At 72.8% G+C, this 20,935-nt stretch carries 20 protein-coding genes; 9 read left to right on the top strand and 11 right to left on the bottom strand.

Annotation, left to right across the window (positions count from 1 at the left end; genetic code table 11):
• Positions 1-16: 16 nt before the first annotated feature.
• From ACMCNK_RS32890 to fabG, 5 genes are all read right to left on the bottom strand, one after another.
• Complete coding sequence (locus tag ACMCNK_RS32890) at positions 17-1,114, bottom strand: SDR family NAD(P)-dependent oxidoreductase (RefSeq protein ID WP_412740216.1); 1,098 nt, start codon at positions 1,112-1,114, stop codon at positions 17-19.
• Between the two features lie 292 nt (positions 1,115-1,406).
• Complete coding sequence (locus ACMCNK_RS32885) at positions 1,407-2,186, bottom strand: HAD-IIA family hydrolase (RefSeq protein ID WP_412740215.1); 780 nt, start codon at positions 2,184-2,186, stop codon at positions 1,407-1,409.
• Positions 2,183-3,211 carry a ferrochelatase gene (locus tag ACMCNK_RS32880; RefSeq protein WP_412740214.1) on the bottom strand — a complete coding sequence of 343 codons (1,029 nt, stop codon included), beginning with the start codon at positions 3,209-3,211 and terminating at the stop codon, positions 2,183-2,185. The genes ACMCNK_RS32885 and ACMCNK_RS32880 overlap by 4 nt, the downstream gene beginning before the upstream one ends.
• A 49-nt stretch (positions 3,212-3,260) precedes the next feature.
• Entirely contained in the window at positions 3,261-4,028 is a 768-nt protein-coding gene (gene fabI / locus ACMCNK_RS32875) for an enoyl-ACP reductase FabI (RefSeq protein ID WP_412740213.1), read from the bottom strand.
• Between the two features lie 30 nt (positions 4,029-4,058).
• Positions 4,059-4,763: a 3-oxoacyl-ACP reductase FabG gene (fabG, locus tag ACMCNK_RS32870; RefSeq protein WP_412740212.1), complete on the bottom strand. Its 705-nt coding sequence runs from the start codon at positions 4,761-4,763 to the stop codon at positions 4,059-4,061.
• Positions 4,764-5,081: 318 nt separating this feature from the next.
• Between fabG and ACMCNK_RS32865 the strand changes: the two genes are divergently transcribed.
• On the top strand, positions 5,082-5,219 hold the full coding sequence (locus ACMCNK_RS32865) for a hypothetical protein (RefSeq protein ID WP_412740211.1): 138 nt from the start codon (positions 5,082-5,084) through the stop codon (positions 5,217-5,219).
• Positions 5,220-5,224: 5 nt separating this feature from the next.
• Here the strand turns inward: ACMCNK_RS32865 and ACMCNK_RS32860 are convergent, their stop codons facing one another.
• From ACMCNK_RS32860 to ACMCNK_RS32850, 3 genes are read right to left on the bottom strand one after another with little or no spacing between them, the layout of a single operon-like run.
• Positions 5,225-6,175, bottom strand: coding sequence for a VWA domain-containing protein (locus ACMCNK_RS32860; RefSeq protein WP_412740210.1), 951 nt, complete (start codon positions 6,173-6,175; stop codon positions 5,225-5,227).
• The gene (locus ACMCNK_RS32855; RefSeq protein ID WP_412740209.1) at positions 6,172-7,185 is read right to left on the bottom strand and encodes a DUF58 domain-containing protein; all 1,014 of its coding nucleotides are present in this window, start codon (positions 7,183-7,185) and stop codon (positions 6,172-6,174) included. Before ACMCNK_RS32855 ends, ACMCNK_RS32860 begins: the two co-directional genes overlap by 4 nt.
• Positions 7,182-8,318: an AAA family ATPase gene (locus tag ACMCNK_RS32850; protein ID WP_412740208.1), complete on the bottom strand. Its 1,137-nt coding sequence runs from the start codon at positions 8,316-8,318 to the stop codon at positions 7,182-7,184. Before ACMCNK_RS32850 ends, ACMCNK_RS32855 begins: the two co-directional genes overlap by 4 nt.
• Before the next feature lie 309 nt (positions 8,319-8,627).
• Here ACMCNK_RS32850 and ACMCNK_RS32845 point away from each other — a divergent pair, with 309 nt between their 5' ends.
• From ACMCNK_RS32845 to ACMCNK_RS32830, 4 genes are all read left to right on the top strand, one after another.
• Positions 8,628-8,867: a hypothetical protein gene (locus ACMCNK_RS32845; protein ID WP_412740207.1), complete on the top strand. Its 240-nt coding sequence runs from the start codon at positions 8,628-8,630 to the stop codon at positions 8,865-8,867.
• A gap of 9 nt (positions 8,868-8,876) precedes the next feature.
• Positions 8,877-9,428, top strand: a complete 552-nt coding sequence (locus ACMCNK_RS32840) for a PH domain-containing protein (protein ID WP_412740206.1) — start codon at positions 8,877-8,879, stop codon at positions 9,426-9,428.
• 95 nt (positions 9,429-9,523) lie between these two features.
• Positions 9,524-11,053: a PH domain-containing protein gene (locus ACMCNK_RS32835; RefSeq protein ID WP_412741064.1), complete on the top strand. Its 1,530-nt coding sequence runs from the start codon at positions 9,524-9,526 to the stop codon at positions 11,051-11,053.
• Positions 11,054-11,062: 9 nt separating this feature from the next.
• Entirely contained in the window at positions 11,063-11,455 is a 393-nt protein-coding gene (locus ACMCNK_RS32830; RefSeq protein ID WP_412740205.1) for a thioesterase family protein, read from the top strand.
• Between the two features lie 40 nt (positions 11,456-11,495).
• Here ACMCNK_RS32830 and ACMCNK_RS32825 read toward each other — a convergent pair whose 3' ends face one another.
• Positions 11,496-12,434: a carbohydrate kinase family protein gene (locus tag ACMCNK_RS32825; RefSeq protein ID WP_412740204.1), complete on the bottom strand. Its 939-nt coding sequence runs from the start codon at positions 12,432-12,434 to the stop codon at positions 11,496-11,498.
• 182 nt (positions 12,435-12,616) lie between these two features.
• On the opposite strand from ACMCNK_RS32825, the gene ACMCNK_RS32820 reads away from it, so the two are divergent.
• Positions 12,617-14,086 carry an aminopeptidase P family protein gene (locus tag ACMCNK_RS32820; protein WP_412740203.1) on the top strand — a complete coding sequence of 490 codons (1,470 nt, stop codon included), beginning with the start codon at positions 12,617-12,619 and terminating at the stop codon, positions 14,084-14,086.
• A 14-nt stretch (positions 14,087-14,100) separates the two neighbouring features.
• On the opposite strand, the gene ACMCNK_RS32815 is transcribed toward ACMCNK_RS32820, so the two are convergent.
• Positions 14,101-14,559: a DUF6174 domain-containing protein gene (locus ACMCNK_RS32815; RefSeq protein ID WP_412740202.1), complete on the bottom strand. Its 459-nt coding sequence runs from the start codon at positions 14,557-14,559 to the stop codon at positions 14,101-14,103.
• 159 nt (positions 14,560-14,718) lie between these two features.
• Between ACMCNK_RS32815 and ACMCNK_RS32810 the strand changes: the two genes are divergently transcribed.
• From ACMCNK_RS32810 to ACMCNK_RS32800, 3 genes are all read left to right on the top strand, one after another.
• Positions 14,719-16,641: a glycosyltransferase family 4 protein gene (locus ACMCNK_RS32810; RefSeq protein ID WP_412740201.1), complete on the top strand. Its 1,923-nt coding sequence runs from the start codon at positions 14,719-14,721 to the stop codon at positions 16,639-16,641.
• Between the two features lie 144 nt (positions 16,642-16,785).
• Positions 16,786-19,569, top strand: coding sequence for an aconitate hydratase (locus ACMCNK_RS32805; protein WP_412740200.1), 2,784 nt, complete (start codon positions 16,786-16,788; stop codon positions 19,567-19,569).
• A gap of 81 nt (positions 19,570-19,650) precedes the next feature.
• Positions 19,651-19,896 (top strand): DUF2630 family protein, encoded by a 246-nt coding sequence (locus tag ACMCNK_RS32800; protein WP_412740199.1) that lies wholly within the window; start codon positions 19,651-19,653, stop codon positions 19,894-19,896.
• 84 nt (positions 19,897-19,980) lie between these two features.
• Here the strand turns inward: ACMCNK_RS32800 and ACMCNK_RS32795 are convergent, their stop codons facing one another.
• Complete coding sequence (locus ACMCNK_RS32795) at positions 19,981-20,907, bottom strand: serine protein kinase RIO (protein ID WP_412740198.1); 927 nt, start codon at positions 20,905-20,907, stop codon at positions 19,981-19,983.
• Positions 20,908-20,935 lie beyond the last annotated feature (28 nt).

The raw sequence follows: 20,935 nt of genomic DNA, 5'->3' as shown, positions 1-20,935 counted from the left end.
GTTGACACAGGGAGTGTCATGAGGCTTCCGCCAGGGGCACGTCGCCGCCGGTGCGCAGCAGCAGGGTCCACAGGTGGGCCTGCAACTGCTCGTCGCCGTCCACCGCGGCGGCCATACCGAGCCGGTCCACCTCGGCCAGCAGACCCGGGTCGACCGGCCCGTCGGCCACCACCGCGGACACGCGCGAGTGCCGGGTCCGGACCAGCGTCTCGATGCCGTCGGACAGCTCCTCGTGCAGCTTCTCGCCGGGGCGCAGCCCGGTGTACGTGATCCGCGGCTGGACGTCCAGCCCGGCGGCGAACCGGCGGACCAGGTCCTCGATGCGCACCGGCGCGCCCATGTCCAACACGTACGTCTCGCCGGCCGACGCCATCTCGCCCGCCTCGATGACCAGCCCGGCGGCCTCGGGGATGGACATGAAGAAGCGGGTGACCGCCGGGTCGGTGATGGTGACCGGCAGGTTGTTGCTGAGCTGCCAGTGCAGCGTCGGCAGGAACGAACCCCGGCTGCCCAGGACGTTGCCGAAGCGGACCGACGCGACCCGCATGTCGCCGCCGGCCCAGGCAGCGGTGACCCGCTCGGCCAACCGCTTCGTGGCACCCAGCACACTGGTCGGTGCGGCGGCCTTGTCCGTGGAGATGTTCACCATGGTCGCGGTGCCGGCACGGGCGGCGGCGGCCACCACGTTGGCCGTACCGAGCACATTGGTCTTGATGCCCTCGGCGGGGTACCGCTCGAGCAGCGGCAGGTGCTTGTGGGCGGCGGCGTGGAACACGATGTCCGGGCGGATGCGGGCCATCAGCCGGTCGAGGACGTGGCCGTCGCGGATGTCGGCGAGCACGATGCGGTCGTCGTTGAGCAGGCCGTGCCCGCGGAGTTCGACCTGCAGGGCGTGCAGGGCACCCTCGTCGTGGTCCAGCAGGTAGACGACCTCCGGGTCGAGGCGGTGCACCTGCCGGACGATCTCGCTGCCGATGGAACCGCCAGCGCCGGTGACGAGCACCTTGCGCCCGGCGATCGAGGACTGCGCGGCCGGGCTGTAGACCGGGTTGATGCTCTTGCCGAGAAGGCTGGCCAGCGCGGACGGGCCGATGGTGAGCGGGTTGGTGTGCATCTACGGATCCCTCAGGGTGTCCCAGGGGAACGTCGGTTTCGCCAGTGGCTCCCCGCCGGGCACTCGGCGACCAGACTCGCCCGGCGGTTCGTTGCCTCGCTCGCGGCCGTCGATCGGCCGCGGGAAAAGTCTGATCAATTCTTCTTATCCGGACAATCCACCTTTTGTCAGGCTGCCTCGGTCGGTCGGTCAGGGCCGCACGCCCGAACCGGCATCACATCGGCCACAGCCGCCTCACCCGGCATCGTCGGTCACAGAGCCCGCCCGGGCCGACGCGCGGCGACTCGGCCGGTCAGACTTCGCCGATGAGGTCCGCGACGCTGTCGACGATCCGCGACGGCCGGTACGGGTACCGCTCGGTCTCGGCGCGCGTACTGATCCCGGTCAGGACGAGGATCGTCTGCAGGCCCGCCTCCAGCCCGCACAGCACGTCGGTGTCCATCCGGTCACCGATCATCGCGGTGGTCTCGGAATGCGCCTCGATGGTGTTCAGCGCCGAGCGCATCATCATCGGGTTCGGCTTGCCCACGAAGTACGGCTCGACCCCGGTGGCCTTGGAGATCATCGCGGCGACCGATCCGGCCGCGGGCAGGTCACCCTCGTTCGACGGGCCGGTGGCGTCGGGGTTGGTGCAGATGAACCGGGCCCCGCCGTTGATCAGCCGGATCGCCTTCGTGATGGCCTCGAAGCTGTACGTCCGGGTCTCACCCAGCACCACGTAGTCGGGGGCGTAGTCGGTCAGCACGTAGCCGACCGCGTGCAGCGCCGTGGTCAGGCCGGCCTCGCCGATCACGTACGCGGTGCCGTCCGGGCGCTGGTCGGCCAGGAACTGGGCGGTGGCCAGCGCGGAGGTCCAGATCGACTGCTCCGGCACCTCGATGCCCATGCGGCTGAGCCGGGCCTGCAGGTCGCGCGGCGTGTAGATGGAGTTGTTCGTCAGGATGAGGAACGGCTTGCCGGACTGCTGCATCCGCGCGACGAACTCGGGGGCCCCGGGGACGGGCACCCCCTCGTGCACGAGGACACCGTCCATGTCGGTGAGCCAGCTCTCGATGGCCTTGCGCTCGCTCATGACGCTCCTCGTCGCGGTGGAGGCGGGCAGCAGTTCTCCGGGCACACGTCCCACACCGGCAGCGTACCGAGCCGGGCGGGGGTGACCTGGGCGGTCCGCTCCAGTACCAACTCCCGGACCATCGCCACGAACCGGGGATCCGTGCCGGGGGTGGCCGCGCGGGCGTACCCGAGGCCCAGCTCCCGGGCCGTCGCGGCGGCCTCGTTGTCCAGGTCCCACACCACTTCGAGGTGGTCGGACACGAAGCCGATCGGGCTGACCACGACGTCGGTGATGCCCTTGTCGGCCAGTTCCCGCAGGTGGTCGTTGACGTCCGGTTCCAGCCACGGCACCTGCGGCGGGCCGGAACGGCTCTGCCAGACCAGGTCCCACGACAGGTCCGGGGCGGCCGCGGCGTGCACCAGCGCGGCGGTTTCGTGCAACTGGGCGGTGTACCGGTTGCCGTCCGGCCCGGCCGTGGCCGCCATCGTCACCGGGATGGAGTGCGCGGTGAACACCAGACGGGTGCTCGCCCGCCGGGCCGGGTCCAGTCCGGCCAGGGCGGCACGGACCGCGTCGGCGTGCGGCGCCACGAAGCCGGGGTGGTCGTGGAAGTGGCGCAGCTTGGCGATCCGGGGCGCGCCGGGGCCGACGTGCGCGCGGGCCGCGGCGATGTCCTCCCAGTACTGCCGGCACGACGAGTACCCGCCGTACGCGCTGGTGGCGAAGCCGAGTGCGGAGGTGACACCGTCGTCGCGCATCCGCGCCACCGTGTCGGCCAGCATCGGCTGCCAGTTGCGGTTGCCCCAGTACGCCGGCAGCCCGACGCCGTGCGCGGCGAAGTCGGCGTCGATCGCGGCCAACAGGTCCCGGCACTGCTGGTTGATCGGCGACACCCCGCCGAAGTGGTAGTAGTGCTCGGCCACCTCGGCCAGGCGTTGCTCGGGCACGCCGCGCCCGCGCGTCACGTTGCGCAGGAACGGCATGACGTCGTCACGGTGTTCCGGTCCGCCGAAGGACATCAGCAGGAAAGCGTCGTACCCCACGGCGTCCATCCTTCCCGAGCCCGGCCGGGCCGCCCACGTGAGGTCGGCCTCAGGCCCCCAGGGCGTGGTAGCCGCCGTCGACGTGCACGACCTCGCCCGTGGTGGCCGGGAACCAGTCGGACAGCAGCGCGCACACCGCGCGGGCGGCGGGCTCCTGGTCCTGCAGGTCCCAGCCCAGCGGCGCCCGGTCCGCCCAGGCCTCCTCGAACTGCTCGAAGCCGGGGATCGACTTGGCGGCCATGGTGCGCAGCGGCCCGGCCGACACCAGGTTGCTGCGGATGCCCTTGTCCCCGAGGTGCAGGGCCAGGTAGCGGGAGGCGGACTCCAGCCCGGCCTTGGCCACGCCCATCCAGTCGTAGACCGGCCACGCCTTGGTGGCGTCGAACGTGAGGCCGACGACGCTGCCGCCGCGGCCCATCAGCGGCAGGCACGCGGTCGCCAAGGATTTGTACGAGTACGTGGAGACCTGCACCGCGGTCGCCACGTCCTCCCACGGCGCGTCCAGGAAGCCCCCGCCGAGGCAGGTCTGCGGCGCGAACCCGATGGAGTGCACGACCCCGTCCAGCCCGTCGACGTGCTCGCGCACCTTGTCCGCCAGCCCGGCCAGGTGCTCGGCGTTGGTGACGTCCAGCTCGATGACGGGCGCCGGCTCGGGCAGCCGCTTGGCGATCCGCTCGACCAGCGACAGGCGGCCGAACCCGGTCAGCACGACCGTGGCGCCGTTCTCCTGAGCCAGTTTCGCCACCGAGAACGCGATGGAGGCGTCGGTGATGATGCCGGTGACGAGCAGGCGCTTGCCGGCGAGCAGTCCAGACACGGGTCTCTCCTGAAGTGGGTGGAACGGTCGTCAGTGGCCCATGCCGAGGCCGCCGTCGACCGGGATCACGGCGCCCGAGATGTACGCCGAGGAGTCGCCGGCCAGCCAGGTCACCGCGGCGGCGACCTCGCCGGCCTGGGCGAGCCGCCCGGCCGGGACGGCGTTGATGATCTCCGCCTTGCGGGCTTCGGGCAAGGCGTCGGTCATGTCCGTCTCGATGAAGCCGGGGGCGACCACGTTCGCGGTGATGTTGCGGCTGCCCAGCTCGCGAGTGATGGAGCGGGCCATGCCGACCAGCCCGGCCTTGCTCGCGGCGTAGTTGACCTGGCCGGGGCCGCCGTACAGGCCGACGACCGAGGAGATGAAGATGATCCGGCCCCACTTGGCGCGCAGCATCTTGGCGCTGGCCCGCTTGGCGCACCGGAACGCGCCGGTCAAGTTGGTGTCGAGCACCCGGGTGAACTGGTCCTCCGACATGCGCAGCAGCAGCGTGTCGTCGGTGATGCCGGCGTTGGCGACCAGCACCTCGACCGGGCCCAACTCCGCCTCGACCGTGGTGAACGCCGCGTCGACCGCGGCGCTGTCGGTGATGTCGCACTGGACGCCGAACAGTCCGTCGGGGGCGCCGCTGCCGCGGTGGGTGACCGCGACCCGGTCGCCCTGCTTGGCGAACTCCTGCGCGATGGCCAGGCCGATGCCGCGGTTGCCTCCGGTGACCAACACGGTGCGTGGCACACGAACTCCTTCTGCTGCGGGGATCACCTGGAGACTAGCGGGTGGCCCCCGCCACGCCGGGGACGCGCCGGTTTTCCTTATGTCGCGCTTCGGAGGTACGCTCTTCGACGGCCCGCAGACCGCCACGTTCCCGTGGCCCTCGACCCGACGGAGGTGATCGCTGTGCGAGATGGCGATCCTCCTAGTCGTGGCCGGGCCGGTCGTCAGCCCGCCTGAGCGCTGACACCCTTCCGCCCTCCCCCACCCGCAGCGCCGCATGATCGGCTGCGGGTCCGGTCGTGCGCGCCGCGGCCGCCGGGGAGCAGCGCCGGCCGCGACGTGACGCGTGCGCAGTTCCCCGCCGGTCTTCACTTCCGGAGGTTCCCGCAGATGAACCGTTTCGTCGCGCCTCTCGGCTTCACCATCGCCGCCGCCTGGGTGGTCGTCCTGTTCGTGCTGGTGCACAGCACACCCTGACCCGCTCAGGGCAGGCGGGAGGTCCACAGCAGACTCAGCCCCGCGGCGACCAGCCCGAACAGCAGGGCCGCTCCCGCATACCACTGGGTGATCTCCCGCGGCTCGATCCGGTGACCGATCGAGCTGCCCATGTCCTCGTACACCTGCTTCAGCTCGCCGACCGAGGCGGCTTCGTAGAAGTAGCCCTTGGTCGTCTCGGCGAGCTGTTGCAACGACAACCGGTCCACCGGTACGCGCTGCAGCTGGCCGCGGATGTCGACGACGCCGGTGTCCGTACCGAAAGCGATCGTGGAGACCGGGACGTTCGCGGCCGACGCCGCGGCGGCCGCGTCCTCGATGGAACGCCCGGAGGTCCGGTATCCGTCGGAGAGCAGCACAATGCGGGCCGGTGGGGCGCCGGCCGCCCCGTCGGCGGGCACGGAGCGGATCGCGTCCAGCGAAGTGAAGACGGCCTCGCCGGTCGCGGTGGCCTCGGCCAGCGTCAGCCCGTCGATGCCCGCGAGCACCGCGGACCGGTCCTTGCTCGGCGGCACCAGCACGTTGGCCGACTTCGCGAACGACACCAGCCCCAGGTTGTACGTGGGTGGCAGCTCGTCGACGAACGCCTTGGCCGCCTCCTGCGCCGCCTGGATCCGGGTCGGGGCCACGTCGTCGGCCTCCATGGACAGCGACACGTCGATCGCCAGCATGACCGTGGCCCGTTCCAGCGGCTCCTGGCGGTCGACCGACGGGCGCGCCATCGCCGAGGCCAACGCGACCATGCTGAGCAGGAACGCGCCCGCCGCCGCGTGGCGGCGCCACCCCAGGCCCTTGGGGGCGAGCGTGCGCAGCAGGTCGACGTTGGTGAAGCGCATCGCGTACGAGCGCTGGCGGAACTGGCGCCACACGTACACGCCGGCGACCACCAGGACCGGCAGCCAGGCGAGCAGCCACCACGGAGCCAGGAAACGGATCATCGGGTGGTCCCCCTGGTGCGTGCGTGTCGTTGGGCGGCCACGAAGCGGACCATGTCCAGCAGCCAGTCCGTGTCGGTGCGCAGGCGCAGGTGGGCGGCGCCGGCGGCGCGCAGGGCCCGGGCGATGACGGCGCGCTGCTCACCGGCCGCCTCGGCGTACCGGCGGCGCAGCCCCGGGTCGGCGGTCTGCACCTCGTGCAGCGCGCCCGTCTCCGGGTCGGCCAGGGTGAGCACGCCGACGTCCGGCAGTTCCAGCTCGCGCGGGTCGACGACCTCGATGGCGAGCACGTCGTGGCGGACCCCGAGCTTGCGGACCGGGCGGGCCCACCCCTCGACCGGGGCGAGGAAGTCGGAGATCACCACGGCCACCCCGCGGCGGCGCGGCGGCCGGTTCAGCATGTCGACCAGGGCGCCCAGGTCGGTCCGGCCGGGCCGGATCTGCGTACGGGCGATCGCCCGCAGCAGTCCCTGCGCCTCCTTGCGCCCCGGCCGGGCGGGCAGCCGCACCATCGACGGCTGCGGCGGCGTGGTCACCGGCGGGGTGTCGCGGCGCCGGCGCCACCCGCGGGACGCGACCGGGTCCGGGGCGCCGGAGCCGGTGCCGACGACCGCGCCGATCCGGTTGCCGCCGCGGACGGTGAGGTGGGCCATCGCGGCGGCAGCGGCGATCACCAGGTCGCGTTTGAGCCAGCGCGCGGTGCCGAAGTCGAGGCTGGCCGACAGGTCCACCGCCAGCCAGGTCTCCAGTTCCCGGTCGGCGACCGTGCGCCGCACGTGCGGGGTGGTCGTACGGGCGGTCACCGGCCAGTCCATCCGCCGTACGTCGTCGCCGGGGCGGTACTCCCGTGACTCCCCCGCCTCGCTGCCGGGGCCGGGCAGCAGGCCCGCGTAGTCGCCCTGCAGCAGGCCGTCCAATTTGCGGGTGACCAGCAGTTGCAGCCGGGACAGGACGGCCTCGGCGCGGGTGGTCCCGTCGTCCGCGGCAGGGGGTGCGGTGCCGGCCTGGGTCACGGCTGCCCCGGCCAGCCGACCTGCTGATGCTGGTGCGGTGGTGCGTCGTACCCGCCGGCGGGCGGGCCGCTCGCGGGGCCGGGCTGGCCGTTGGGCGCGGAACCCTGGCGGGAGGCGACCGACGGCACGGGCACGCTCTGCATGATGCGGGCGACGATGTGGTCGGCCGGGATGTCGTCGGCGAGCGCGTCGTAGCTGAGCACGAGCCGGTGCCGCAGGATGTCGGGGGCGATGTCCTGCAGGTCCTGGGGCAGGGCGTAGTCGCGGCCCCGCAGCAGGGCCAGGGCCCGGGTGGCGCGGACGATGCCGAGCGAGGCGCGGGGGCTCGCGCCGTACTGGATGAGCTGCGCGACGTCCGGCATGCCGTGCTGGGCGGGCGCCCGGGTGGCCAGCACCAGCCGGACCGCGTAGTCCACCAGCGCGTTGTGCACGAACACCTGGTCGGCGCGGCGCTGCAGGCCCAGCAGGTCCTCCGGGGTGAACACCGCGTTCGGCTCGGGCGCGCGCACCCCCATCCGGTAGACGATCTCGCGCTCCTCCGCGTCGGTCGGATAGCCGACGAGAATCTTCATCAGGAAGCGGTCGCGCTGCGCCTCGGGCAGCGGGTACACCCCCTCCTGCTCGATCGGGTTCTGCGTCGCCATGACCAGGAACGGGTCGGGCACCTCGTGCGTCTGCCCGCCGATGGAGACCTGGTGCTCGGCCATGACCTCCAGCAGCGCGGACTGCACTTTGGCGGGCGCCCGGTTGATCTCGTCGGCGAGCAGGAAGTTGACGAAGACCGGCCCGAGTTCGACGTCGAACTTCTCGCTGGACTGCCGGTAGATCCGGGTGCCGATGATGTCCGCCGGGACCAGGTCGGGGGTGAACTGCACCCGGGAGAACGTGCCGCCGACGACCTTGGCCAGCGTCTCCACCGCGAGGGTCTTGGCGACCCCGGGAACACCTTCGAGCAGGCAGTGGCCGCGGGCCAGCAGGGCGACGAACATCCGCTCGACCATCCGGTCCTGGCCCACGATGACCCGCTTGACCTCGAACATCGCCCGTTCGAGCTGCGTGGCGTCGTGCGCGGGCGGTACGGGGGCCCCGGCGTCGGTGCTGGTCTCGGTATCGGGCGTGGTCGGCTGGGCCACCGGTCCTCCACAGCGGGTTCGGTTCATCACGTCGGCGCGGGTGCCGACGCTCAAGACTTACACGACCTTGCTGAGAACGGTCCGGCAGAGCGGCATTCGCCCGCCGGACGCCGGACAACGGCCACCGCGATCCGATCTTTATGCGCGATCCGCCGGAACGGGCACCCCGCGGGGCTGGACGCCGGGGCCATGGGAGCGTGTAGCATTCAGCGCGTCGCCGGGCGACTTCCCCCGTGGTCGCCCGGCGCTCAACTCTCCCACCGCCCCGCAGGTGCCCGCCGACGGCGAGGCCCGCGTAGTGTTGCCGGCGTGGTCGAGGACCTGACCCCCCAATGTTCCGCCAAGGGTTGCCGGGCGGCGGCGCTGTGGCAGCTGCGGTGGAACAACCCCAAGCTGCACGAGCCGCAGCGACGCAAGACGTGGCTGGCGTGCGCCGAGCACCGGGAATCGCTGGGAGCGTTCCTCGACGCCCGCGGCTTCCTGCGCGAGGTGCTGCCGTACCCGGCGGCCGAGATCGCGCCGTCGCCGCCCGGTGCACCCATCTCCTAGGCTCGAAGCGTGGCCGAACCTTCGCCTGTCACTTCCTCACCCGCCCCGCTCGGCGCCGGACCGGCCGGGCCGGTCGACCCGCTGCAGCCGTGGCCCGACACGGTCGCGTGGCGCCGGGTGTCGCCTCGGCTGATCACAGTGGAGCTGATCGCCCGCGGCCTGCTGACGGTCGTGGTGCTGGCCGGGCTGCTCGTCGGCTGGCTGTTCGCCACCCACCCGTGGTGGCTGGCCGCCATGGCCGTCGTCGTGGTGGTCGCGGTGTGGCGCGCGGTCACGACCGTACGGGCCGTCCGGGCGTGGGGGTACGCCGAACGCGACAACGACCTGCTGGTCCGGCACGGGCTGCTGATCCGCCGGCTGTCGGTCGTGCCGTACTCGCGCATGCAGTACGTGGATGTCACCGCCGGACCGTTGGAGCGCGCATTCGGCCTGGCCACGGTGCAGTTGCACACCGCGGCGGCGGCCAGCGACGCCCGGGTGCCCGGCTTGCCGGCGCAGGAGGCCGCCCGGTTGCGTGACCGGCTCACCGCGCTCGGTGAGGATCGGGCCGAGGGCCTGTGACCACCGACGCGTCCCTGCCGGCCGGGCCACCCCGCCCGGAGCCGCCCCACGTCGAGGCACCGCGCCCGGACTCGCCCCACGCGGAGCCGCCCCACGTGAACGCGCCCCGCCCCGAGCCGCCCCACGCGGAGGCGCCGCGCCCCGAGCCGCCCCACGCGGAGGCGCCCCGCCCCGAGCCGCCCCACGGGGAGCCGCACGTCGGCGAGCCGCCGCATGCGGAACCACCCCCCGCGGAACCGACCCACGCCCAGCCGCCCGCGGTGGTGGAGCCGCGTCGTCGGCTGCACCCGCTCAGCCCGCTGCTGCACGGCGCCAAGTCGCTCGCGGTCATCGTGGCCGCGCTCAGTTGGCAGACACTGTCCCAGGTCGGTCTGGAACGCTTCGCGATCGTGGTGGCCGTGCTGGCGCTGGGCGCGATCGTCATCTCGGTCGTCGGCTGGCTCAACACCGGCTACCACGTGGTGGGGCGGGAGCTGCGCATCGCCGACGGCCTGCTGTGGCGGCGCAACCGGGCCATCCCGCTGGAGCGGCTGCAGGCCGTGGAACTGCGCCGGCCTTTGCTCGCCCAGCTCACCGGCCTCGCCGAACTGCGGCTGGAAGTGGTGGGCGGGGGCAAGACCGAGGCGCCGCTGGCGTACCTGACGGTCCGGGACGCGACCACGCTGCGGGCCCGGCTGCTCGCCCTGGCGGGCCGCGCCCCCGCCGTGACGGCGGCCCTGAGCAACGCGGCCCTGGGCGACCCGGCCCTGAGCGACCCGGCCCTGGGCGACCCGGCCCTGGGCGACCCGGCCCTGGGCGACCCGGCCGCGCCCGCCGAGCGGCGCCTGGCGGCGGTCGCCAACGGCGATCTGATCGTGAGTCAGCTGCTCACCCCGCAGGCGCTGCTGCTGCCGGTCGGCATCGGGGGCGTCGCTCTGCAGTTCGCGATGGACGGCACGTTCACGTTCGTCGGCATCGCCAGCACGCTCACCGCGGTCATCGGTGTGCTGCTGCAGCCCGCGCGGCGGATCCTGCGGGACTGGGACTTCCGCCTGGCCCGCGACACCGGCGGCCGCCTCGCGGTACGCCACGGCCGGGTGGAGACGCGCAGCCAGGTCGTCCCGTTGCACCGGGTGCAGTCCGTCACCGCCACCTGGCCGCTGCTGTGGCGGGCGAAGGGCTGGCTGCATCTGCGTCTCGACGTTGCCGGGTACGCGGGCCCGCAGGACAACGACGAGAACCGTTCCGACCGGCTGCTGCCGGTGGGTGACGCGGTCACCGCCCGGGCGCTGGTGTGGGAGGTGCTGCCCGGCGCCGACCTGTTCGCCCTGCCGACGATGCCGCCGCCCGCCCGGGCCCGGTGGCTGCACCCGTTCGCGCTGCGGTACTTCGGTGCCGGGCTGGCGCCCGGGGGCTTCGTCACGCGGTCCGGGTGGCTGACCCGCGAGCTGCAGCTCGTGCCGTACGCGCGGCTGCAGAGCGTCCGGGTGGTGCAGGGGCCGCTGCAGCGGCTGCTGCGGCTGGCGACGGTACACGCGGACACCGCGGGCGGGCGCGGCGCGGCGGCCCGGGACCGTGACCTGGGCGAGGCGTGGGCACTCGCCGCGCAGCTCGCGGAGCGCGGGCGGCAGGCCACCGCGCCTTAAGCTGAGCCGATGGAGCTTCCGGAGTTCGCCCCCGGTCTCACCGCGCGGGTGGAGTTGACCGTCACCGATGCCGACACCGCCCAGGCCCTCGGCTCCGGCGACGTGCCCGTGCTGGGCACGCCGCGTGTGCTCGCGCTCGCCGAGGCCGCCACGGTCGCGGCGACCGCCCGCCAGATTCCCGGCGGGGTGACCACGGTCGGGACGCGCACCGAGCTCGAACATCGCGCCCCCACACCGGTCGGCCGTCGGGTGACCGCGCTGGCCACGCTGGCGAAGGTGGACGGCCGCAAGCTGGTGTTCGACGTCGTGGTGCGGGACGGCGAGGAACTCGTCGCGGAGGGCCGGGTGGAGCGGGTCGTGCTGGACCGGCAGCGGTTCATCGCCAAGGCGCTGGGCTCCTGAGCGGCGCCACGGCGCTGGGCTCCTGACCGCCGGCCGGCCCTCAGGGCAGGGGGCCCCAGCGGCCGGTGACCTCCGCAGCGGTGGGCATCGCCACCGCGCCGCCGGGGCGTTCGCACACGAGCGCGGCCACGGCCAGGGCGAAACGTACGTGGCGCTGCCAGTCCGCCGGGCCGGCGGGCGGGCCCTCGGCGAGCAGCCGCTGCACCAGCGCGCCCATCACCGAGTCGCCGGCCCCGGTGGCGTCGCGGGCGGACACCCGCGGCGCGGGCAGCATGGTCGCGGCGCCGGGTGTCGCCAGGTAGGCGCCCTGTGCCCCCGCGGTCACCACGACCACCCCGGCGCCCCGCCGCAGGATCTGCGCGGCGGCCTGCTCGGGTGGGGCTCCGGCGTACAGCACCGCGGCGTCGGCGGCGCTGAGTTTCACCAGGTCGGCGGTGGCGAAGAACTCCTCGACCAGGTCACGTAGCGAGGCCACGGCGGCAGGGCCAGGCAGCAGGGTGGGACGCACGTTGGGGTCGAAGACCCGTACCGGGCCGGGGATCGCCCAGGCGGCGCGGGCGGCGGCCCGGAATGGCTCGCGCAGCAGGGCGATGGAGCCGGCGTACAGCACGGAGGCGCCGGCGATCAGGGCCGCGTCGAGGTCGTCCGGGCGCAACAGCGCGTACGACGGGGGCTCGCCGTAGAACGTGAAGCTCGGTTCGGCGCCCTCGAACGTGGTCACGGCCAGCGTCGTGGGCACCGGCACCCGCCGCACGCCGCGGGCGCCGACCCCGGCCGTACGCAGAAGGGCGGCGATGCGCTCGCCCGGCGCATCCGTGCCCAGCGTGCCCGCGAACTCGACGTCGCCGCCGAGGCGGGTGGCGCCGACCGCGACGTTCAGCGGGGCGCCGCCGATGGCCTGGCGGTAGATGAGCTCGCCGTCGCGTTCGGTCTCCAGCAGGTCGACGAGCGCCTCGCCGAGCACCACCGCGTAGCCCATGTCGTTCCTTCCTGCGCCGGACACCGGCCCCCGCACCGTTTTCTCCGGTGGTGAAGCTCTTTCCCCGCAAACATCATTTCTATACGGTTCGGGGCGACGGTTCGGGGCCACTGCCATGGCCACCCGCCACCGGTCGGCCGGGAGGCGGTAACGTCGGCTACCGGACGACGGGAGGATGAGGCATGGCCGAGCAGAGCGACGGCGGCACCGAGGTGAAGACGGAGTCCCACGATCCGGATTTCCCTGAGGCGTTCCTGCAGTTCATGCGTGGCGGTTGGCGCGACGACGCCCGCACCGCGTCCCCGCTGCCCGAGGTACCGAACTACGCCAAGCGGCGCAACGCGCTGTCCGAGGCGTTCCCGGGCGAGACCCTGGTGATCCCCACGGGCGTGGAGAAGGTCCGGGCGAACGACACGGACTACCCGTTCCGGCCGGGCAGCGACTTCTTCTACCTCACCGGCGACCACGGCCCGGACGGGGTGCTGGTGCTGCGCCCGAGCGGTTCGGGCCACGACGCGGTGCTGTACTCGCGGCAGCGGTCGTCGCGGGACAACGACGAGTTCTTCCGCAGCCGCGACGGCGAGCTGTGGGTCGGGCGCCGCCCCACCCTCACGGAGAAGTCGACCGCGCTGGGCATCGAGACGGCGTCGTACGGTGAGCTCGGCCGGGCGCTGGCCGACTGCGCCCCGGCCCGGACCCGGGTGCTGCGCGGCCTCGACCCCAATGTGGACCGGGCGATCCTGGCGTACGAGCCGGCCGCCGACACGCCCCGCGACCGCGAGCTGGCCCACGTCATCAGCGAGCTCAAACTGGTCAAGGACGAGTGGGAGATCGGCCAGCTGCAGCAGGCCGTCGACGCCACGGTCCGCGGCTTCGAGGACGTGGCCCGGGTGCTGCCGGCCGACCGGGCGGTCAAGGAGCGGCTGCTGGAGGGCGTGTTCGGGCTGCGGGCCCGGTTCGAGGGCAACGACGTCGGCTACAGCTCCATCGTGGGCGCGGGCGCGCACGCCACGATCCTGCACTGGATCCGCAACGACGGCGTCACCCGCCCGGGCGAGCTGCTGCTCATGGACATGGGGGTGGAGGGCCACAACCTCTACACCGCGGACGTGACCCGCACGGTGCCGGTGTCGGGCACGTTCACCCCGCTGCAGCGCCAGGTGTACGACATCGTGCTGGCCTCGCAGCAGGCCGGGATGGACTTCATCCGGCCGGGCGTCAAGTTCCACGACGTGCAGCTGGTGTGCATGCGGGTGCTCGCCGAGGGCCTGCACGACATGGGCCTGCTGCCGGTGAGCGTGGACGAGGCGATGTCGGAGCAGTCGTCGGTGTACCGCCGGTGGACGCTGCACGGATTCGGGCACATGCTCGGCATCGATGTGCACGACTGCAACGCGGCGCGCAAGCAGGCGTACCGGGACGGCCAGCTGGGCGAGGGGTACGTGCTGACCGTCGAGCCGGGCCTGTACTTCCAGCCCGAGGACGACCTGGTGCCCGAGGAGCTGCGCGGCATCGGTGTCCGGATCGAGGACGACGTGGTGGTCACCGCGGACGGCTGCCGGAACCTGTCCGCGGGTCTGCCGCGTACGGCTGACGACGTGGAGTCGTGGCTGGCCGATCAGCGGGCGGCAGGTCCCCGGCTGCCCGAGTAGCAACCCCGGGGGGATCAGGACGCCGGCGCGTACTCCGTGATGACGAAGCACGACCCGTCGGCGTCCAGCCGCCCCGAGACGCTGAAGCTCACCGCGGTGGGGTGGCCGTCGCCCGGGTCGAACGCGGTGGTGACGGCACCGCCGTCGTCGGCGACGGTCTGCGCCAGCGTGAGCAGTTCCCCGAGCGTGGGGACCTCGATCTCCTCCTCGCCGGCGGCGGTCTTGCCGTCGATCCGCTCGGTGCGCACCACGTGCCCGTCCTGCACCGTGACGCGGTAGCGGCCCAGCGACGGGCCCTGCGTGCAGCGCCGCTCGGCCACGAATCCGTACGCGGCCGGCTCGTGCCAGGCCGGCGCGGACGCCGACGGCGCACCCGACCCGCCCGCGAACGTGGGGTGCGCGGGTGGTGACGACGTGCACGCCCCGAGCGCTGCGACCAGTGCGACACCGCCCAGCGCCACCTTCAGCCGCACGCTGACCTCCGACCTTCTGCTGCCGTCCGCCCTCGCGGCGGCGCCCGTGACCCGACCGCGCAATGTATCACCGCGATCCCCGTGCGCGGTGCGGCGTTACGGGGCTGGCCTCCGGGCGCTAGCGTGTGTCGTCGGCGAACCGGAAGGCACCCAGCAGGCATGAAGATCCTGTTTCTGATCAGCAACGGTTTCGGCATCGGCGGCACGATCCGGACGACGTTCAACCTGGCCGGCGCGCTCGCGGCGCGCGGGCACGACGTCGAGGTGCTGAGCACGCAGCGCAGCCGGGACGTGCCGCAGCTTCCGATGGACCCGGCGATCCGGCTGACCTCGCTGGTGGAGGCGCGCCCGCAGCACGCCGACTACTTGCCGGACGAGCCGCTGCGGGGTCAGCCCCCGCTGGTGTACCCGAAGGCGGACTTCCGTTCCGCGGACTATGACCTGTTCGTCGAGCAGCGGTACCGGCGCTTCCTGCAGTCCAGTGACGCCGACGTGGTGATCGCGACCCGGGCCGGGCTGATCGCGTACGTGGCGCAGTTCGCGCCGCGCCGGATGATCCGGATCGGCCAGGAGCACCTGACCCGGCGCCAGCAGCGCAAGGCGATGCGCGAGGAACTGCCCCGGCACATCAGGCGGCTGGACGCGTTCGTCACGGTCAGCGCGCGCGACGCGGAGGATTACCGGGCGCACCTGGGCCGGTTGCGCCGTACGGAGCTGTTGTTCATCCCGAACAGCGTGCCGCAGCCCGCGCTGCCGCCCTCGGACGGCACCTCCCGGATCGTGGTGGCCGCGGGCCGGCTGGTCGCCAGCAAGCGCTACGACGTGCTGATCAGGGCGTTCGCGAAGGTCGTCGCGGACCACCCGGACTGGCAGTTGCGGATCTACGGCGGCGGGACGGAGAACGCGGCCCTGCGCAGCCTGGTGCTGGAGCTGGGCCTGCACAACCACGTGCTGATGCCGGGCAGCTTCGCCCCGATCGACTCGGAGTGGGCGCGCGGCAGCATCGCGGCGGTCCCGTCGGACCGGGAGCCGTTCGGGATGACGCTGGTGGAGGCGATGCGGTGCGGGCTGCCGGTGGTGAGCACGGACGCCCCGCACGGGCCCCGGGAGATCCTGGCCGACGGCGAGGACGGGCTGCTCACCCCGGTCGGGGACGCCGACGCCATGGGTGAGGCGCTGCTGCGGGTCGTGGGCGACGCCGAGCGGCGCCGGACGATGGCCGCGGCGGCGCTGACGAACTCCGCGCGCTACGACCCGGATCCGATCGCCGCCCAGTACGAGCAGCTGTTCGAGCGGCTCGCCGCGCGCAAGCCGACCCGTCGCTGGTTCGGGCTGCGCGCGCTCGCGGCGCCAGGGCCACCGATGCCCGTCCTGGGTCCGGCGCCGCTGCTGTCGCAGCCGGCCGTCGACTGCACCGTGACGGCGGACGGCGAGGTGCGGCTGTTTCCGGCGGGTGCGCTGGCGGCGGACGCGACGCTGTGCTGGCGTCGCGTCGACGGCACCGGGCAGCAGCCGCAGCAGGGTCACACCGTCGGGCGCGAGGACCTGCCGGAAGGGGCCTGGGAGCTGCGTCTGGGCGACGGGCAGCCGGTGCATGCGGGGCTGCGCGACACCCGCACGCTGACCGAGCCGCAGCTGCCGGGAGACGGTGTCGCGGTGCTCGTGCCGTACCGCACGGGGGCGGGGACGTTCGCGGTGCGCAGCTGGCGCCGCGCGGTGCACGCCGAGGTCGGTGCGGTGTTCGCCGACGAGACCGGTCTGCACGTCGAGGGCCGGCTGATCGGGGCCACGATGCAGGCGCCCGTGCTGCAGGCGCGCGACGGTGACCGGGTGCACGAGGCGGCCGGCCAGGCGCTGACGCCGGACCGGTTCCGGGTGTCCGTGCCGGCCTTGCCGCCGGGGACGTGGCAGCTGTGGCTGCAGCACGACCCCGATGCGCCGTCGGTGCGGCTGGGCCGGTTCCTCGACGACGTGGTCGACAAGCGGACCGCGTACGTGCTGCCGGCCGCCGAGGTGGGCGGCGCGCGGCTGCAACCGGAGTACTCGGAGGCCAACGAGCTCGCGGTCCGGGTCGATTCCTGACCCGGGGTTGCACCCAATAGCAAGACGGACGTACGGTTTACAGCGAGCCTGAAACCGCTGGTTAGGTGTGCCTAACCGAGCGACGGCCCTCAGCCGTGCGACAGACTGCTGAGGAAAACTCACGCTGGGTGTGAAGGAGATGACGTGGCCAGCCTCGACACCTTCGGTGCGAAGAGCCAGCTGCGCGTCGCAGACGCGAGCTACGAGATGTACGCGATCGACAAGGTGGAGGGCCACGCGCGGCTCCCGTACTCCTTGAAGATCCTGCTGGAGAACCTGCTGCGGACCGAGGACGGCGCCAACATCACCGCCGACCACATCCGGGCGCTGGGCGGCTGGGACCCCACCGCGGATCCCAGCGTGGAGATCCAGTTCACCCCGGCCCGGGTGCTGATGCAGGACTTCACCGGCGTGCCCTGCGTCGTCGACCTCGCCACGATGCGCGAGGCCGTCAAGGCGCTCGGCGGCGACGCCACCAAGGTCAACCCGCTCGCGCCCGCCGAGATGGTCATCGACCACTCGGTCATCGCCGAGCTGTTCGGCCGCGAGGACGCGTTCGCCCGCAACGTGGAGCTGGAGTACCAGCGCAACCGCGAGCGCTACCAGTTCCTGCGCTGGGGCCAGACCGCGTTCAACGAGTTCAAGGTCGTCCCGCCGGGCACCGGCATCGTGCACCAGGTCAACATCGAGTACCTGGCCCGTACGATCATGGAGCGCAACGGCGTCGCCTACCCGGACACGGTCGTCGGCACCGACTCGCACACCACGATGGTCAACGGCCTCGGCGTGCTCGGCTGGGGCGTCGGCGGCATCGAGGCCGAGGCCGCCATGCTGGGCCAGCCGGTCAGTATGCTGATCCCGCGGGTCGTCGGCTTCAAGCTCTCCGGCGACATGCCCGCCGGCACCACCGCCACCGACCTCGTCCTCGTGATCACCGAGATGCTGCGCAAGCACGGCGTCGTCGGCAAGTTCGTCGAGTTCTACGGCCCCGGCGTCTCCGCGGTGCCGCTGGCCAACCGCGCCACCATCGGCAACATGTCGCCGGAGTACGGCTCCACCGCCGCGATCTTCCCGATCGACGGCGAGACCATCAAGTACCTCAAGCTCACCGGCCGCAGCGAGGCCCAGGTCGCGCTGGTCGAGGCGTACGCCAAGCGGCAGGGCCTGTGGCACGACCCGGCCGCCGAGCCGGACTACTCCGAGAAGCTCGAACTGGACCTGTCCACGATCGAGCCGTCCCTGGCCGGCCCGAAGCGCCCGCAGGACCGGGTGCCGCTGAACAGCGCCAAGTCGATGTTCCGCGCCGCCCTGGTGGACTACGTGGACACCACCGGCGTCGAGGGCACCGCCGACGAGGCCAGCGCCGAGTCGTTCCCGGCCAGCGACCCGCCCGCCAACACCGGCGACGACCCCGCCGACCGGCCGCACGAGCTGGTCAGCGCCGCGCGCGGAGCGGACGGGCGGCCCAGCAGCCCGGTCCGGGTCACCGGCGCCGACGGCACCGAGTACGAGCTGGACCACGGCGCGGTCACCATCGCCGCCATCACGTCCTGCACCAACACCTCGAACCCGCAGGTCATGGTCGGCGCGGCGCTGCTCGCCCGCAACGCGGTCGAGCGCGGCCTGTCCCGCAAGCCGTGGGTCAAGACCACCCTCGCCCCGGGTTCCAAGGTCGTCATGGACTACTACGACCGGGCCGGGCTCACCCCGTACCTGGACAAGCTGGGCTTCAACCTCGTCGGGTACGGCTGTACCACCTGCATCGGCAACTCCGGCCCGCTGCCCGAGGAGGTCTCCGCGGCCGTCAACGCCAACGACCTCACCGTGGTCAGCGTGCTGTCCGGCAACCGCAACTTCGAGGGCCGGATCAACCCGGACATCAAGATGAACTACCTGGCGTCCCCGCCGCTGGTGGTCGCGTACGCGCTGGCCGGCACGATGGACATCGACCTGGCCAACGAGCCGCTGGGCACCGGCTCGGACGGCCGCCCGGTGTTCCTCGCCGACGTCTGGCCCAGCGCCAAGGAGATCGAGGACGTCATCGGCTCCGCGATCGGTGCCACCGCGTTCTCCGACGCGTACCAGGATGTGTTCGCCGGTGACGAGCAGTGGCAGTCGCTGCCCACCCCGACCGGCGACACGTTCTCCTGGGACGCCGAGTCGACGTACGTGCGCAAGCCCCCGTACTTCGAGGGCATGGCCGCGCAGCCGCAGCCGGTCGCCGACATCGCCGGTGCCCGGGTGCTGGCCAAGCTGGGCGACTCCGTCACCACGGACCACATCTCCCCGGCCAGCACGATCAAGCCCGACTCCCCCGCCGGCAAGTACCTGGCCGAGCACGGGGTGCCCCGCCACGAGTTCAACTCGTACGGGTCGCGGCGCGGCAACCACGAGGTGATGATCCGCGGCACGTTCGCCAACATCCGGCTGCGCAACGAGCTCGTGCCGGGCGTGCAGGGCGGCTTCACGGTCAACCACCTGACCGGTGAGCAGACCACCATCTACGACGCCTCGGTCGCGTACCAGGCGGCGGGCGTCCCGCTGGTGATCCTGGCCGGCAAGGAGTACGGCTCCGGGTCCTCGCGCGACTGGGCGGCCAAGGGCACGATGCTGCTCGGTGTCCGCGCGGTCATCGCCGAGTCGTACGAGCGGATCCACCGCTCCAACCTCATCGGCATGGGCGTGCTGCCGCTGCAGTTCCCGCAGGGCCAGAACGCCGCGTCGCTGGGGCTGACCGGCACGGAGACGTTCACGTTCACCGGCGTCGAGGAGCTGAACTCCGGCTCCACCCCGCGGACGGTGAAGGTCAGCACCGACACCGGCGTGCAGTTCGACGCGGTGGTGCGCATCGACACCCCCGGCGAGGCGGACTACTACCGCCACGGCGGCATCCTGCAGTACGTGCTGCGCAAGATGCTCGCGCACTGATCTGACGAAGCACCGATGCCCCGCCGTCCCGCGACGGCGGGGCATCACCGTCTTCGGGCCGGTGTGCCTACGCTCTTGGACATGGATGACAAATCTGTCCTCAACCAGATCCACGGCCTGGTCGCCGAGGAGCACACGCTGCGCGGGCAGCTGGGCCGCGGCGAGATCAGCGGCGACGAGGAGCGCGCCCGCCTGCAGGAGCTGGAAGAGGCCCTCGACCAGTGCTGGGACCTGCTGCGGCGCCGGCGCGCCGCCCGTGACCAGGGCAACGATCCGGACGCCGAGCAGGCCCGCGCCGTCAGTGAGGTCGAGGGTTACCTGCAGTGACGCCGCCCTGCCGCGGCCACCGGGGTGCCGGTGGCCGCGGCCCGGGACGGGCGGTCCGTGGTGGCGTCGCCCCCGTATGCCGACTCACCGCAGACCCGCCTCGGTCAGCAGCCGCGCCGTAAGTTCCTCCTCGTCGAGCACCTCGGCGGGCAACCCGCGCGCGGCGAACCAGGTCGCCACGTTGTGCACGTCGCGGGCCAGGAACTGCGGCCCCTGCGGGTTGGCGACCACGTCGACCACCTGCGGCAGGTCGATCAGCACCAGCCGCCCGCGGTGCACCAGCAGGTTGTACGGCGACAGGTCGCCGTGGGCGAGCCCGCACCGGGCCAGCACGGACAACGCGTCCACCAGCTGATCCCACAGGTCGCGCAGCTCGTCGGCGTCGGGGCGTACCTGGGCGAGCCGGGGCGCGGCCTGCCCGGTCTCCCAGTCGCCGATGAACTCGAGCATCAGCTCGGTGCCGGCGAGCTGCACCGGGTACGGCACGCAGATCGCCCCGCTGGCGTGCCCGAGCTGCCACAGCCGCGACAGTGCGGCGAACTCGGCAGCCGCCCACTGGCCCGCGATGAGGTCGCGCCCGAACGCGGTACGCGTGGTCATCGCCCGCATCTCCCGGGAACGGCGCACCCGCCGCCCTTCCAGGTAGCCGGCGTCGCGGTGGAACAGCCGGTGATCGGCGTCCCGGTACCGCTTGGCGGCCAGCATGCTGACCTGCCCGGACTCGGGGACGGCCCGGCGGACCAGGAAGACGTCCGCTTCCTTGCCGGTTTTCAGCATGCCCAGCTCGGTGTCCACGGCGCCGTGCTCGGTGCGTACCCATTCGGGTTGCGGCTGCGGGCCGTGCAGGGCCCCGTCCCAGGTGGACCAGCGGTCACCGGTGTCGGGCAGGTCGGGGTCCTCGGTCAGGGCCGGTTCCAGCCGGCCCCGCTTCAGGAATTCGGGTTGGTCGTCGTCGAAGGTGCGACGGCCGCGGCGCATCGTGGCCCGGCCGGAGAAGTCGTGCTCACGCACTGCAGGGTCTCCTCGAGAGAAGGAAGAA

It is taken from the genome of Krasilnikovia sp. MM14-A1259 (assembly GCF_047159535.1).
Taxonomy (GTDB): Bacteria; Actinomycetota; Actinomycetes; order Mycobacteriales; family Micromonosporaceae; genus Actinoplanes.
Note: the sequence above shows the minus strand (reverse complement) of the source record. Positions and strands in the feature narration are given on the sequence as shown.

Bases quoted from the DNA above. Each gene is read 5' to 3' on its own strand.
- ACMCNK_RS32885 (WP_412740215.1), bottom strand. From the start codon at position 2,186: ATGAGCGAGCGCAAGGCCATCGAGAGCTGGCTCACCGACATGGACGGT.
- ACMCNK_RS32800 (WP_412740199.1), top strand. From the start codon at position 19,651: ATGGATGACAAATCTGTCCTCAACCAGATCCACGGCCTGGTCGCCGAG.
- ACMCNK_RS32860 (WP_412740210.1), bottom strand. From the start codon at position 6,175: ATGATCCGTTTCCTGGCTCCGTGGTGGCTGCTCGCCTGGCTGCCGGTC.
- ACMCNK_RS32810 (WP_412740201.1), top strand. From the start codon at position 14,719: ATGAAGATCCTGTTTCTGATCAGCAACGGTTTCGGCATCGGCGGCACG.
- ACMCNK_RS32820 (WP_412740203.1), top strand. From the start codon at position 12,617: ATGGCCGAGCAGAGCGACGGCGGCACCGAGGTGAAGACGGAGTCCCAC.
- ACMCNK_RS32830 (WP_412740205.1), top strand. From the start codon at position 11,063: ATGGAGCTTCCGGAGTTCGCCCCCGGTCTCACCGCGCGGGTGGAGTTG.
- ACMCNK_RS32825 (WP_412740204.1), bottom strand. From the start codon at position 12,434: ATGGGCTACGCGGTGGTGCTCGGCGAGGCGCTCGTCGACCTGCTGGAG.
- ACMCNK_RS32890 (WP_412740216.1), bottom strand. From the start codon at position 1,114: ATGCACACCAACCCGCTCACCATCGGCCCGTCCGCGCTGGCCAGCCTT.